This is a genomic window from Pelobium manganitolerans, assembly GCF_003609575.1.
In the GTDB taxonomy this organism is placed as follows: Bacteria; Bacteroidota; Bacteroidia; order Sphingobacteriales; family Sphingobacteriaceae; genus Pseudopedobacter; species Pseudopedobacter manganitolerans.
This window is the reverse complement of sequence record NZ_MBTA01000006.1, coordinates 1-15516: the sequence shown is the minus strand read 5'-3', so window position 1 is coordinate 15516 and position 15516 is coordinate 1. Positions and strand designations below refer to the sequence as shown.

General features: G+C 43.7%; 7 protein-coding genes. 1 reads left to right on the top strand and 6 read right to left on the bottom strand.

What is annotated here, in order from left to right; translation table 11 throughout:
* Window positions 1-43 precede the first annotated feature (43 nt).
* The 5 genes from BCY91_RS05735 to BCY91_RS05715 form a co-directional block, all read right to left on the bottom strand.
* A complete protein-coding gene (locus tag BCY91_RS05735; RefSeq protein ID WP_120181062.1) occupies window positions 44-4132 on the bottom strand; it encodes a hybrid sensor histidine kinase/response regulator transcription factor in 4089 nt (1362 codons plus the stop codon).
* Between the two features lie 224 nt (window positions 4133-4356).
* Window positions 4357-5445 (bottom strand): endo-1,4-beta-xylanase, encoded by a 1089-nt coding sequence (locus tag BCY91_RS05730; protein ID WP_120181061.1) that lies wholly within the window; start codon window positions 5443-5445, stop codon window positions 4357-4359.
* A gap of 225 nt (window positions 5446-5670) precedes the next feature.
* Window positions 5671-8340 (bottom strand): beta-galactosidase GalB, encoded by a 2670-nt coding sequence (galB, locus tag BCY91_RS05725; RefSeq protein WP_245989013.1) that lies wholly within the window; start codon window positions 8338-8340, stop codon window positions 5671-5673.
* 123 nt (window positions 8341-8463) lie between these two features.
* On the bottom strand, window positions 8464-10386 hold the full coding sequence (locus BCY91_RS05720; RefSeq protein WP_120181059.1) for a RagB/SusD family nutrient uptake outer membrane protein: 1923 nt from the start codon (window positions 10384-10386) through the stop codon (window positions 8464-8466).
* Window positions 10387-10396: 10 nt separating this feature from the next.
* Window positions 10397-13507 (bottom strand): SusC/RagA family TonB-linked outer membrane protein, encoded by a 3111-nt coding sequence (locus BCY91_RS05715; RefSeq protein ID WP_120181058.1) that lies wholly within the window; start codon window positions 13505-13507, stop codon window positions 10397-10399.
* Between the two features lie 351 nt (window positions 13508-13858).
* Here BCY91_RS05715 and BCY91_RS05710 point away from each other — a divergent pair, with 351 nt between their 5' ends.
* Window positions 13859-14347 carry a GNAT family N-acetyltransferase gene (locus tag BCY91_RS05710; RefSeq protein ID WP_120181057.1) on the top strand — a complete coding sequence of 163 codons (489 nt, stop codon included), beginning with the start codon at window positions 13859-13861 and terminating at the stop codon, window positions 14345-14347.
* A gap of 92 nt (window positions 14348-14439) precedes the next feature.
* On the opposite strand, the gene BCY91_RS17560 is transcribed toward BCY91_RS05710, so the two are convergent.
* On the bottom strand, window positions 14440-15516 hold a 1077-nt coding region (locus BCY91_RS17560), incomplete at its 5' end, for a glycoside hydrolase (protein ID WP_220699433.1).

Genomic DNA, 15516 nt, shown 5'->3' with positions numbered 1-15516 from the left:
ATTTGTTCAAATTGATGTTTGATTTGTTCAAAAACGCAAAAAATTATTTACTGCGTTCCACCGTTTTCTCTGCCCGCTTGGCGCTGATGTATTCTGATGGCAACATCCCGTAACGCGTTCTGAAAGCCCTAGCGAAGTAGTTAGGGGTGGCAAAACCTACGGAATAACTGATCTGCGAAACGTTGAGCTCGCTTTTTTCGAGCAGCACAGCGGCTCTATCCAACTTTATAGAGCGAATATACTCTACCGGACTTTCGCCCGTAAGCTCTAAAATTTTGGTGTAAAGCGATCCGCGGCTCATGCCCAAGTGCCTGCTTAAATCTTCTACAGAAAGCTGGGAGTTGGTAAGGTTTTCATCAATATACAACACCGCTTTATTCAACAATTTTTCGTTGTCCGATTCGATATCCACTATCGGCGCATCTACTTTAATCCGTTTGCTATAAGTGCTTTTCAAACTCTCATTGAGCGCTAGTAGATTGGTGATTTTGGCGTGTAAAATCTCAAAATTAAATGGCTTGGCCATATAGTCATTTGCGCCTTTCTCCAGGCCCTGCAACTGGTCGCTTTCGGCGCTCAGCGCGGTGAGCAAAATTACCGGGATGTGGCAGGTGCGCTTGTCGGTTTTTATTTTTTGGCATAGCTGGGTACCGCTTACGTAAGGCATACTGATATCGCTCACTACCAAATCCGGATGTGCCGAGAGTACTTTTTGCCAGCCGTCTTTGCCGTTGCCTGCCTCTACTACTCTGTAATACTTCTTTAAATTGTCTTTTAAATAAAAACGGAAATCCTCATTATCTTCTACCAGTAAAACTACCGGCAAAGTTTGATGATGACCATCGGGTTCTTGGATATCCTCAGAGGCCTCATCGTACATGAAAACCGCATCTTCTTCTAAAATAAGGGCATCTTCAATTTTACGCAAAGGCAAGTTTACGCTAAAAACCGAGCCCTTGCCGGCAATACTCTCCACTTCTATAGTGCCTCCGTGCAAACGCACAAACTCTTTGGTGATAGAAAGCCCAATGCCGCTGCCTTGGTTTAAAATTTCTTCGCCGGTTTCGTTCTGGAAAAAACGCTCAAAAATTTTCTCCGTGGTGTCTTGCTTCATGCCTATCCCCGTGTCGGACAAGCTGATCCGCAAACCACGGTCATTTGGCAAAGCATCAATTTTCAAAAATACTTCTCCGTCTTTTAAAGTGAATTTAAAAGCGTTTGATAAAAGATTAAACAAGATACGCTCCATCTTATCCTGATCAAACAACGTAAAATAGAAACGTAAGGCACTCTGAAACTGAAAATTAATCTGCTTACGCTCGGCTAAATCCTTAAACGAATCGGCCACCTCACGCGCAAAGGCCACAAAATCGCCTTCGCTGGCCTGTAGTTTTTGCTCTTTTAGCTTAATATTCCTAAAATCTAAAAGTTGGTTTACCAAGTTGAGCAATCTGCGGGCATTCCGGCGCAGCATATCCAACTGGTTGGCCCGCTCGGGCGAGGTTTCCTGTTGCATCAGTTGCTCTAAAGGCCCCATAATCAATGAAATGGGCGTACGGAATTCGTGACTGATATTGGTCAGGAACTTTATTTTTAGCTGGTCAAATTGATGTTTACGTTCCGCTTCTCTCCGCTCCTCGGCTAAAAGCAGTTCGGCGCGGTTGCGTTCTTGCTCCACGGCAAATTTGGCTTTCAGCTTTTGGATGCCGAGGTAACGGATGGTCCACAAAATGCCAGCAAATAGCAAGAAGTATAAAGTGTAGGCATAATAGGTCCTCCAAAATGGCGGTTTTACGGTAACGCGTATAGATTTTAAGGGCGAATCCCATTCGCCGGCATCGCTAGTGGCGCGGACTAAAAAGGTGTAAGTTCCCGGGTCCAAATTGGTGTACATGGCGGTGCTGGCATTGCCTACGCTGTTCCATTCTTTATCAAAACCCTCTAACTTATAAAAATAACGATTTTCTTGTGGCGATGTAAAGTTGAGAGCGGCAAAGCTTAATGAGAAATTTTGACCGTAATCTAAGTGCATTTCCTTGGCTACAGAGATATCCTCGTCAATTTGTGAATCTGGGCCTGGCACCACGCTTTGGTTGGCAATTTTAAGGTCAGTTAAAATTACCGAAGGCACATTTTTGTTGGTGTACAGCTGCGAAGGATGAAAATAATTGATGCCATCTGTTCCGCCGAAGAACAAGCGGCCGTCGGCCAGTTTTATACCCGATCCGGTAACAAAGGGACTTTGCTGTACACCGTTGTGGCTAAAGTAGTTTTTGAATTTCCTGCTGTCGGGATCGTAACTACTGATACCGCGGTTGGTGCTTAACCAAATTTTTCCGGCATTGTCTTCCAATATCTTGTAAATTACGCCGTTAGCCAAACCCCTCGCTTCAGACAAGGACGTAAACTTGGCGGTTTTAGGATTATAGATGGTTAAGCCACCGCCTATGCTACCGATGTACATTGAACCGTCCTGGGCGCGGTGCAGGCTGGTAATGTTATCATTGGCCAGGGTTTTATTGGCTTTAGAAAGCATTTTTGATTTACCTGTCAAAGGATTATATATTGCAATCCCGCTGCCGCTGGTGGCTATCCAGATATTGCCGTCTATATCTTCCTCTACTGCCCTAATGTAACCGTTAATATCTAAAAACTGCGCCCCTTTTTGCGTTCTGCTGAAATGGATAAAGCGCTTACTTTCTGCGTCGTAGCAGTCTACACCTTCGCCGTTTGTGCCCACCCAAACATTCCCACGGCTATCTTTTTTGATGCAAAAAACATCGTTCCCGTTTAAATGCTCGCCTTTTGCGCCTTTGCGTATTTGCGTTTTTGCACCTGTTTTGGTGTTTAAGATAAACAGGCCTTTCAAATAGGTGCCAATCCAAACCTCATCGCCCACTTTTTCCATAGCTAAAATGGCCAAGCGTTCGTCATCCGCCCCAGCGAGCGGAATGTGGTTAAACATGCCCTTTTTGATGTGGAAAGCACTTAAACCTCCGCCATCAGTACCTATAAAAAGCGTGTTAGCGTCTGTTTGCACAAAGGAAGTTACTACGGGCGCGTTAAGGCCGTAGGGATCAAACTTGTTGCTTTTCACATAGTTGAAGAAGGCCAAGTTTTTATCAAACTTATTTACGCCACCACGGAAAGTTGCCGCCCAAAAGATGCCTTGCTCGTCAATCAAAAGGCTTTTTACGGCTTTTCCGCGCAAGCTGTTGTTGTTGCGCCCCTCAAAACCCAGCCTTTGGAACTGTCCGCTGGCCGGGTCAAAGATATTAAGGCCGTCTTCTGTGCCTATCCAAATTTTGCCGTTAGGTTCGTTTGCAATGGTATAAACGATATTGTTGCTGAGGCTGTTAGGATTGCCCGGCTGATTACGGAAATTGATGATTTTTTGACTGCCCGCCCTTAAAAGGCTTAAGCCGTTATTGGTGCCCACCCAGATGTTTCCTTTGTGGTCTTCGGAAATTGCCAGTATATAATTATCGGCGATACCGCTTTTATCCTGAACGTAATAGCTAATTCTTTTTGATTTAGGGTTGTAGCAATACAAGCCATTTTGTGTGCCTATCCACATCCTATCCTGACTGTCGGCTAAAACCCGTGTTACGGGACCGTTTGCGATAGCGTCTTCTTTGTTGGGTAGTTTTAACTCTTCCAGCTTTGTGGTGTTGGGATTAAATATACTGAGTCCGAAGTAAGACGCGGTCCAAATACGCCCTTTGCTATCAAAAGCAAGAGAGCTGATGGATTGTTTAATTACGCCGCTATAATCCCTAAAAGAGTTGGAACGGCGGTCGTACATCGCTAAACCGTTTTCGGTTCCTAACCACAGGTTGCTATTCTTGTCTTCATATATGGCATTAATTAAATTTGCCGGCAAACCCTTAGGTTTTGCATCGTTTTGACGGTAGATGTTAAAGTGTTCTCCGTCATAACGGTTTAAGCCATCCGAGGTAGCAAACCACATATAGCCTAAACGGTCTTTCAACATGGCATTGATGGTATTTGAAGACAAGCCTTCTTTGGTTCCAATGTTCATGAAGTTGATGTTGCCGTTATCTGCATAAGCAGAGCCTGCAAATAAAAAAAGTTTTAAAACCACCAGTATTTTTAGGGCGCGCAAAATCATCTGACAAGTAATATAAAAACCGGCATAGGTTAGCGCCGGCCATCTAATATACCCATTTAGGTTCAAAATTCGCGCTTTAGCTAAGAATTTTGCATTCGATTGTCTTTTTGTAAGATTTGCTATTGCACCTGCAATTCCGCAACAGCATAGTTGCCGTTACGAAATGCTAAATGCGGGTTAGGTCCCAACCAAAAAAAGTTGAGTGTATTTTACAAGGGCTTAGGTTAAAAGTTTACAACTTCCCAAAATGCCTTTTTAGGTTTAAAGTCTTGATCAAACAGTAACGGATAATTCTTACGCCCTTGTACCGGATAGTGGTCCAGCCAGGTGTAACGGTCGGACAAGTTCCAAAAAGTTACGCCCGTTAGTACCTTTTTATTCTGACGGAATACTTTGAAAATCTTGGCATATTGTTCTGTCTGGCGGTTTTGCAAGTCTGCAGTAAAAACTCCATCCTCCTCTGGACGCTTTGCGCGACGTTCTTTTTCCCAAGGGTAAATAGAAACATCTAGCTCGGTAATCTGCACGTCTAAACCCAAAGATGAAAACTGTTCAATGGCGGTTTTAAGCTCTGCTTCTGATGGCTCGTAGATAGACCAATGGCCTTGAAGCCCCACGCCGTGGATTGGAACTTTTGCATCTACCAATTTTTTCAAGAGGCGGTACACCCTCTCTCTTTTCTCTGGACGTACTACATTGTAATCATTGTAAAAAAGTTTGGCTTGCGGATCTGCCTCGTGCGCATATTCAAAAGCTTTCGCGATGAAATCTTCGCCACAGATTTGGTACCATAAAGAGTTACGGAGGAAATTATCGGGATTATCGTCAATGGCTTCATTCACCACATCCCAAGCATAAATTTTCCCTTTGTATCTTTTAACCACGGTAAATATATGGTCTTTTAACCTCTGCAAAAGCAAGTCTTTACTGGCAAGCTCTCCGTTAGCATCTTTAAACATCCAATCTGGTGCTTGCTCGTGCCAGCAAAGCGCATGGCCACGTACTTTTATGCCATGGTTTACGCCAAAATTGACAATTGAATCGGCATCTCGCCAGTAGTAAAAATTTTCGCGCGGGTGCAAGGGTTGCATTTTCATGGCGTTTTCTGCCGTGATACTGTTAAAGTTTTTCAACAAAAATTCTGCTGTTTCGTCTTTTAAGTCGCTAGGCCTAACGGCCACACCCATTGGAAAATAGCTATGGTAATAATCTTTTAAACCATTAGGCTCATTGTTGTTTACGCTAGTTTTTGTTGCTGTGCAAGCGCAAAAAAGCAAAATCCCCAGCGCAGATGATATAGTTGTATTTCTCATTTTTACGTGTTAAAGTCCGATGGTGGGCAGTACATTGTGTTAAATAGGTGCTGTTTGACGCGTGCGTGTAGCCGACGGCTAACAGCAAACTTTAGGTCACTAAGTTAGGGTTGGACTTTATGTTTAAAGGGTTGTTTTGTTTGAAAAACGAGTACAAATGTTTAAAATTCGATAAGAAAAACGGCCTTTCGGCCGTTTTAAGTCGCGTGTACCTATTTTCTAAAATTAGCGACTAATTATTTCCAAATATGCAGGCAACATTCCGTTGGCTTTTGCAGTTATTTTAATTTTGCCAGTTTTTGCTTCCCTGCTTTTGACGATGGCCAAAGCCAATCCTGAAAATGCATTTCGTTGGTGTAGCGCAAAGGAATTTAAATCTGCCGGATTCCCATTGTCGGTAGCCACCAGATCCCCTACTCCTTCTACTTCGAAGCTGATGAGATTATCTGCCTCGGGAACAAGATTTCCGTGTTCGTCGCGCACTTCTACTGTCACAAATGATAAATCCTGACCGTCTGCTTTGATGTTATTTCTATCGGCCGATAACACCAATTTATAAGCCTTGCCTGCGGTAGCCACACTGTCGCTAGCCCATATCTGGCCGTTTTTGTAAGTGACTACTTTTAACGCTCCGGGCTGGTATTTTACATCGTCCCAACGGAAACGGTATTCATATTCTCCAAGCTTTTTACGTCCTAGAGATTTACCGTTCAGGAATAATTCTGCCTCGTCTGCCGAGCTGTACACATGAACCGGCGTAATTTTATCCTCCCTACCCGGCCAAGTCCAGTGCGGTAAAATGTGCGCCATCGGTAAATCGGGACGCCAACGTGCCTGGTAAAGATAATATCTGTCTTTTTTAAAGCCGGCCAAATCGATAATGCCACAATAAGAACTTCGGGCGCCGTAATATGGCGTTGGCTCGCCCAGATAATCCCAGCCAGACCATACAAATTCGCCTGCCACGTAAGGATGTTTATCTTGCGATGCAAAAACTTTATCGGGCGAAGCCCCAAAAGGAGAAGTATATAAATCATAGGCACTTACGATTTGTTTGACTGGATTGCCTCCGGAGGTATCGCTTACTGGTGCGCTTATTTGTGGGGTTACCGGAAAAAGATAAGTGCCACGGGTGCTTAAAGCTGAAGCGGTTTCGCTACTAAAAATCAATTTATCTGGAAATGCCTGATGAAAAGCAGGATACAGCGGATGCGTACGGATGCCTTTTAAGTGGCTATACGCTGGTGCATCCCGGATGCCTTCTCCTTGGTAATTGAGACTTAAAATATCCATTACAGCAGGGAAAGGCATATCCGGTTTGGCGTAGTTCATAGATGCCGTTGCAGGGCGCGTAGGGTCTTCATCTTTCACAATATCATACAGCTTTTTAGAAAGCGCAGCCCCTTCTTCGTCTGTATATTGCTCGCCCACTTCGTTGCCATAGCTCCAAGCAATAATAGATGGGTGGTTTTTATCACGGCGGATGAAACTTCTTAGATCCGCTTCGTACCAATCTTTAAATATCAGGTGGAAATCTAAGGCCGTTTTGCCTTTTTCCCAGCAATCAAAAACCTCATCAATTACCAAAAAGCCCATGCTGTCTGTCAAATCCAACAGTTCTGGCGCAGGCGGATTGTGCGCCAACCTGATGGCGTTACAGCCCAGTTCTTTTAGCATTTCCAATTGCCTTTGTGCCGCGCGCCGGTTAAACGCTCCGCCTAAGGCTCCTAAATCATGGTGTTGGTTTACGCCCTGAATTTTTATGGGCTGCTGGTTCACCAAGAGTCCTTTTTCGGCGTCAAACTCAATACTTCTAATGCCGAAACGCGTTTCGTACTCATCTATCTGTTGCTTGCCATCAAATACTTTTGTTAGCGCCAGATATTGTGCCTGTTTGTTGGACGGTAAAGCTTCCCATAAATTTGGATTTTGTATTTTAAGCGTAGTGCTGATTGTTTCTGTTTTGTCTGCTCCGACACTTGCCATCTGCGCTTGGGTAGTGGCCACTTTTTTATCGCGAGAAAGCGATTTTGTTAAGGTGTAGATTTCAGTAATTACCTTTACCTGACTGGTCTTTTTACGCTTATTTTGGATTTTCACATCGATATCGATATCGGCAGCTTTCCTCGTTACGTTTTTACTGCGCACAAAAGTGCCCCAATGCGCAACGTGGACAGGATTGGTTTTGGTGAGCCAAACATTCCTGTAAATGCCAGCTCCCGGATACCAACGCGCGGAATTAGGCGGATTATCTATACGGATGGCCAGCTGATTTGCCTCTCCAAAATTTAAATAAGGTGTTAGGTTGATGCGGAAAGAATTGTAGCCATAAGGCCAGCCCCCGGCCAAATGCCCGTTTACCCACACCATGGCATAAGACATGGCGCCATCCACATCTAAATAAATGTTTTTATTTTGATCTGCTTTGCTGATGTCTACTTTTTTGCGGTACCAGGCCACGCCTTGTATAGGCAAGCGCCCCATTCCACCGCCCACAATGGCGTTACCTTCTTTGTAAAAAGGCTGATTGATGGCCCAATCATGGGGGAGATTTAAGGCTTGCCATTTGCTATCGTCGAAACTGCTTTGTACAAAAGGGAAATTAGCGCCGGGATTGCCTTGGGGCTTTACAAAATGTTGCGCCGGATTTTTAATAAACTCATTTGCGGTGGGCAAAATAAAAGGTTTTAGTACAAATGCCACAGCGGTAGCCTTTGTTTCTAAAGTTGCGCGGGTATCGGCTACGATGTCGTCTTTTTTGTTGTAATCGGTTGGGCGGATATCATATATCAAAGAGTCCGTTGCCCCTTCGTAACGCATAAATTGCCAGTTTTCGTTGATGTTGATGCGTTGGCGTTGGGCTTGGGCAATAGTTGAAAAGGCTAAGCAATTCAAAATTATTAGCAAAAAACGGGAAAGCAAAATAAGGGTGCGCTGGATAAACATGGTACGGGCAATTTAAAATAAAAAGGTTGGTTTGCGTTTGTGCAAACCAACCATATATATGAAACGATGAATTTAGTTGTAACCTGGGTTTTGGTAGGCTTGTTTCTCAGCATCGGTCATGTCTAGGGAATTCAGTTGCCCCGCCGGTATCGGGCGGAGGTACAAATAAGGTTTGATATCGCGTGTTACCGTAACCGGAGTATGGTCTCCAACATCAGCGCCGCAAATTTGGTAAGTTTTAGATAATTCTTCCCATTTCTGTGTCCTGATCAAATCGTACCAACGATAACCTTCACCGTAAAATTCTCTGGAGCGCTCTGCTAATATGTAATTGATATCAATGGTAGCCGGTGTGGCAGCCGTCATGGCAGCGCTATTATCAGCAACTTTGGCTACGTTTCCGTTGTTATCAAAACGCCATTTTCCGGCTCTCGCCCTCAATACATTTACTAAATCTCTAGCGCTTTTGCCAGCAACTGTAGTAGCGCCTTTAACCGCTGCTTCGGCAGCTATTAGGTAAAGCTCAGAGAATTTGGCGATGTTGAATGGTCTGGTACTACCTGCGTTTGGCTGTCCATAACCGCCATCGTTATCCGTACGGTATGGCCCTAATTTCCAAAGTCCAGGGTACACCAATCTGCTAATCCCGCTCGGCGCTATTACATAATCAGCTCTGCCCGGCAATACACCGGCTCCGATATTTGCATTTCCGTTTGCGTAAGTTACTAGCGGATCGTCATTATCTAAGAAAGTTAGAATAGCGCCACCAGGACCAACCTGCATTCCGTTTGCATTGGTTACCACTGGCGGTGCTCCTTCAGCTTTCTGAAAATTTGCACGGTAAACAGTCGTAAAAGTTCCGTCATACCTGGAATCATTCACTTTATCGGCAAAGGTATTTTTTATAGCTCCAATTGTTGGGCACATCCTTGTCCATGGCCTGCCCAAATGCTGTTCTGCTTCGCGTTGTACAGAGCTTACACCGCCACTGCGGATGTTGGTATAATTCCAGGTCATCATCCATCCGGCAAAATTATCCGGCGCACCGCCGCTGCCATAAATTAAACTTCCTCCGTTGTAAAACTCGCTGGTTTCTGTATGATCTGCATATAACAATATCTCGTTATTTCTATCATTTGAACCCAAATTTACATCGTAGTAAGTACCCTGCAACCCAAAAGGTCCAGGGTTATCAATTCCCTCATTGGCAACATTGTATGCCTGCTGGAAATACCATGCTGCATCGTGTCCGTCTGGATCTGTACGCGCTGTTTCTGGGTAAGTTGGGATGTTGTTCGGGTTTTGCAACCACCATCCATAAGTTAAATATGCCTTTGCTAGATATAGGCGCGCAAGCGTTTTGGTTGCGGCACCTTTTACTCTTGGCGCAGCAGGCAAATCTGCAACGGCCTTCAACAAATCTGGGAAAATAGCTTTAGTGTAAACCTCTGGAACCGTGTTACGCACTGAAGTTCTAGTGGCGGTATTGTTAAATTTCAATTCGCCCGAACCCAAATCTAAAGGTACACCACCAAAAGTTTGCACCAACAAAAAGTAATCAAAAGCTCTAAAAAAATAGGCTTCTGCTATTAAAGCATTAGAGATAGTACCTATCGATGAAGCATTTTCTATAACGCCATTTGCCGTGTTAATATTAGAAAAGGTGATGCCCCAGATTGCGTCGGACCTACTTGTGGACGGATCGATAATCCCTTGCCCCGATAAATCCATCACCTTAAAGTTACCGTCGGCACTTTGTGCGTAAGTTACTTCATCTGTACCGGTTAAAGTGGTATTGTAATAATAGGCCTGGCCATACATGTAGCGTAAATGTGCATACATAGAGGTTAAACCGCCGGCAACACCACGTTCTGTCTTAAAAAATCCAGGCTCGTAAAAGCTACGTGGTTGTTCGTCTAATAAATCGTTGCACCCTGTTGACAGCAGCAGGGAAGCCGCCGCCGCAACAAAATATTTTCTATAATGTGTTTTCATCTTTTAAATATTAGAATGTCAAATTCAAACCTAAAATATAATTACGTGTTGACGGCGTATTTGTGCCTATCGTCAAGATTCTTCTCAAGTTTTGAGACAATGGCACAGCCGCATTCTCGTTTCCATAAGAGTTGGTTTCTGGATCCATACCCGACTGATCGTGGTACGGGGAGAACAATACAAAAGGATTTTGAACCGTAAAGTAGGCTTTCAGGTTGATTTTATTGTTTTTGATTAAGGAACGATTAAAATCGTATCCCAGAGTAATGGTACGTACCTTTAAATATGAACCGTCAAAATAACCCAATGTGCTGCCGTATTTTGGATTGTCACCGCTTAAATGGCGCCCTGGTCTAGGATATTCTGCGTTAGTGTTATCCGGTGTCCAATAATCCACCTGCACGTTATTATTTCGGCTGGTTAAGGTGTTTAAGTAACCAGATGAACCGTACAAAGAACTGATAAGCACACCACCATGTCTGTAGATAGCCACGGCGCTTAAATCAAATCCTTTATAAGCAAAACGTGTATTAAAGCCCCCTTGGAAATCAGGATCCACATCTATGATTTGTCTATCAGCCTCACCGATGGCTCTTTTTGGAGTACCGTCTGCATTGTATTCGCCAGTGTATTTCACTTTGATAGAGCCTATAACGTCATCATCGGTACCTGGTTCCAATATGCTACGGTATGGATCATTTTGTTGCCAAAGGCCAATTTTTTCATAGTCATAGATGGCATTGATGTTGTGCCCAACAAACCAGGCGTTACCTTCGTCACGTAGCTGGCCAGACGCTAGCGCCACCAATTTGTTTTTATTGGTGTAAAAGTTTACACCTGCCTGCCAAGTAAGTCCATCTGGGTTGTCCAAAATCGTTCCGTTCAAACTAATTTCTACCCCTTTATTTTGCGTTTCGCCTACGTTTTGAGTGATGGAAGCTACGCCTGAAGTTTCTGGTAAACCAACCGCCAACAAAATGTCTTTGGTATTGGTTACGTAATACTCCGCAGTACCAGAAAGGCGGTTATTAAACAAGGAAAAGTCTACACCTAAGTTTGTTGTTTTGGAATATTCCCAACCCAACTTTGGATTAGGTAAAGATGATACGTAATATCCTGTTTCGTAGACATCATCGCCGAAGTTGTAAGGGCGTGTGCTAAGTCTTCCAAGAGTAGCGTAGGGCTGTACGGCCTGATTTGATGTTTGACCAAAGCCTGCCCTTATTTTCAACATATCGATTTTAGAAACGTTAAAAAATGATTCCTTGGATATATTCCAACCTACTGAAACTGCAGGATAAGTATGCCACTGATGCCCGGGAGCTAACCGAGACGATGCATCTGAACGCAAGGTTGCGCTTAACAAATAACGGTCGTCATAAGAATACATAATACGGCCCATGCCAGATATTAAGCCCCACAATTGATAATCCTGATTATTAGGGTCGATTGTTTTTTCACCGGCTGCTTGCCCTAGGTTGTAGAATTGGAACGCTTCTGCAGGAATGTCTTTAACTGAAACACTTGAACGGTTATACTTGTTTTGCTCAGCAGAGTATAACGCAACAACATTAAAATTGTGTTTTCCTATGGTTTTATCATAGGTGAGCAAGTTCTCTATAGTCCAATGATAAGTTTGAGAATTGCTGATGCCGGCATTGGACACGGTTGTTGCATTTACCGCATTAACCCCTTGCCCGGTAAAGTTACCATTGTTGCTGTTAACAAAATCTAGCCCCAGATTGGTGCGGAATTTAAGGCCTTCTACCCACGGAATACTAACCTCGCCATAAAAAGAATTGTATGTTGCGAAACCTCTAGTCTCATTTAGCCAAAGACCGTTGTTTGTAAGGCTGTCCACAACGCCGCTAGTGAGTACATAAGAATCGCCAGAAGCCATGTTTACCACACGTTTTAACGAACCGTCGCTTTTATAAGGATTAATTAAAGGCGAAAACGCGTATGCGCCGAAAGTGCCTATTTGGCCACCTTCATTTAAGTTGTAATTGTTATTAGAGGTAAAGCCAACACGAAATATTTTACCTAAGTTTTGATCCATGGAAGCTTTAAAAGAATATCGGGAATATTGCTGACTTGGCACAACAGCTTGATTCTTATAATATCCTAATCCAAAATTATAATTACCGGTTTCTGTACCGCCCGAAACGCCAATATCATGACTGGTAACCGCACCCGTTTTAAAGAACAAGTCTTGCCAATCCGTATTTACAGCATCGTCTTCATCCACTCCGTTTGATGTATAAACTTTCGCTTCTTTACGTAAAGCAGCAAGTTGTGGGCCGTTCATCATAGGCACTTTAGCAAAAATTTCTTGGCTTCCGGCATATGCGTTATATGATACTCGGGCTTTTTGGTTTTTCTGGCCTCTGTTTGTGGTAATTAAGATAACCCCGTTAGCGCCTCTAGCTCCGTAGATAGCCGTTGCCGAAGCATCTTTTAGCACATCGAGGCTTTTAATGTCATTAGGGTTGATATCAGAAATAGAGCCGGTGAAAGGTATACCATCCAATACGATAAGCGGATTGTTATCAGCGGTTAGTGAGCGCGTACCACGGATGCGTATCTGGGTAGTAGCACCGGGCTTACTAGAGGTTTGTGAAATATCCACACCCGCCAAGCGCCCCTGTAAAGCCTGGGTAACGTTTGCGGTTGGCACCTCAGTAAGTTTATCGCCACTGATGGAAGCTACGGAACCGGTTACCGCTTCTCTGCGTTGCGTACCGTATCCGATTACTACAACCTCACTTAGTGATTTAGAGTCCGCTGCCATGTTCACGTTAACAGTTGCTTGTCCGTTTAATGGCTTTTCAACTGCGGTATAGCCTATAAACGAGAATACCAATACCGCATTTTTGCCAGGAACAGACAATGCGTAATTTCCATTGGCATCTGTTTGCGTACCGTTTGTAGTACCTTTTACCATTACACTTACGCCAGGAAGGCCCATGCCGGTATCATCTGTCACTTTACCTTTTACGGTTGTTTGCGCGTAGGCAGTGATTGAACTGGCTAAACCTATTACTATCAGTAATAATAGCCGGAGGCTTCGGACAGCAGCCTGTCCTTCGCCGAAACAATTTTGTAGAATTGATTTCTTCATAAAATTTAGTTTAATAATTCGGTTAGTTTAGCAGCGCAATATCAATTCCTATATCATCTTTTGATTCCGCCGTTTGTTCCTATCGGCTTAGGCAATCGATTTCTATGCCCTCGATATTGCTGTATGCAATTGTAAAACTACGGAGGTGTGGTGCGCAAGAAGGTTACAAATGTTCAATTTAAGGGAACAAATGTTTAATTCACCGTCTATGCCTGCCAAATCACCATCCATAAATTACATTAAATAATTAAGGCATAAAGCTTTAGCCATAAAAAAAACCGAACGCTAACGAAAAGAAAAAATAGTAGATTCAACCAGAAATTTCTAAAGATTTGATATCCTTTCAACTTTATGGCAGAAATAAAATATCAACTTATCCAAGCAAACGACGATAAACACATTGCAATCATCGCCGACTGGTATTTAAAGGAGTGGAACATTCCCATAGCCACCACCATTGATAAAACAAGAAATTTATCGGGGGCTTATCATGAATTTCAGGTTTTAATGATGCTTGACGACGAGCCTATTGCAACTGGTGGAATTTACCAACACGTGGGGCTTTTGGATAAAGTACCCCGGTTAGGCGTTTACAAAAATTGGTTGGCACTGGTATATACCAAACCCGACTACAGAGGACAAGGTTTAGGTACCTTAATTTGTAAATACATTGCAGCACACGCAAAACAACAGCTTGGCCTAACCGAGATGCACTTGTTTACCCATACGGCAGCGCGTTTATACCAACGGCTAGGCTGGCAACAGATGGAACGGCTTGCCTTAGGCGGCAAAGATATTGTTGTGATGAAAAAACAATTGGAAGAATCGGATCTGTTGTGAAACTTATCTTTCCGGCGCTAAAACCGGAAAGATAAGTGTTCTTCAAATTGGAATCTCGATAACTATTGATGCGCTTGATAGCTATCTGAAATTTATTTGGCAAGCTTCACCGAGACAATTGATTTGGCCGGCAGGCTCAAAGTTAGTGCAGTTTTCTCTGCATTGAGTGCTACGCTATGCTCGGCCATATCTAATGTTTCTGAGGTAATTACTGCATTTGCACTTTTAACGCTTAGCGGCAGGTTGATATTTAAAGCAGGAACGGTTGTAGCGCCACTATTGACAAAAACCATCGTCATATCATCCTGGCCTTTATATGCGGTGACGCTAATTTCGCTGTTATTTGCAACTTTCCCAATTTGTACCCTGGTACGGCCGGTTGCATATTTAGCGTAATGAGAAAGCACGTAGCCCCTCTTTAGCGTTTGGCCCATGGTGGTGCCTTTATCTCCATCGCCCAACATGCTGTACGATCTTTTTAAGTACCACCAGAAGTAAGCGTTAAAGTTATTCTCCATGCAATCATTCAGTTCTTTGGCGAGAACTAAGGCTTGCGCCCAGCCCATTCCGTCGTTCACCTCGTTTAAGAGGTGCTCTGTCATCCAAATTTCTTTGCCTTTTTGCCGCGCCAAAGGATAGTCTTGCAAGCCGCCGCCATACAAGTGGCCACCGGCAATATCTAAGTTGTTTACCGCCACCGGATCGTTAAGCACAGGGTCCGTGTACATTTTCTTAAAGTTGACCGCTTCTGCAGCAAGCACTTTGGCGTTGATGCCTCCGGCGTAGTTTTTTATAAAATCAAGTATTTGCGTCGGCGACCATTCGCAACCGTCGTATTCTGGACTCCAATCCGGCTCGTTTTGAATAGAAACAGCCTCTATGGTGATGCCCTTATCTTTCATAAAGGCAATAAAATCATTAAGGTGCTGTACATAGTCGGCATATTTTTCTGGCAGAAGGTAGCCGTGAAGGTTGCTATTGCTGCTTTTCATTGCAGAGGGCGGTGTCCATGGAGATGCTAAAATTCTTGCGCCTAAAGATTGTGCCTTTAGGGTTGTAGCCACATCACGGCCCCAATCTGCTTTGTTGGGATAAATCATAATCCGCATCATGTTATAGCCGAGACCATCTTTTGAATACATCTTTTCCACCTCGGCGGTGCTGAGCTG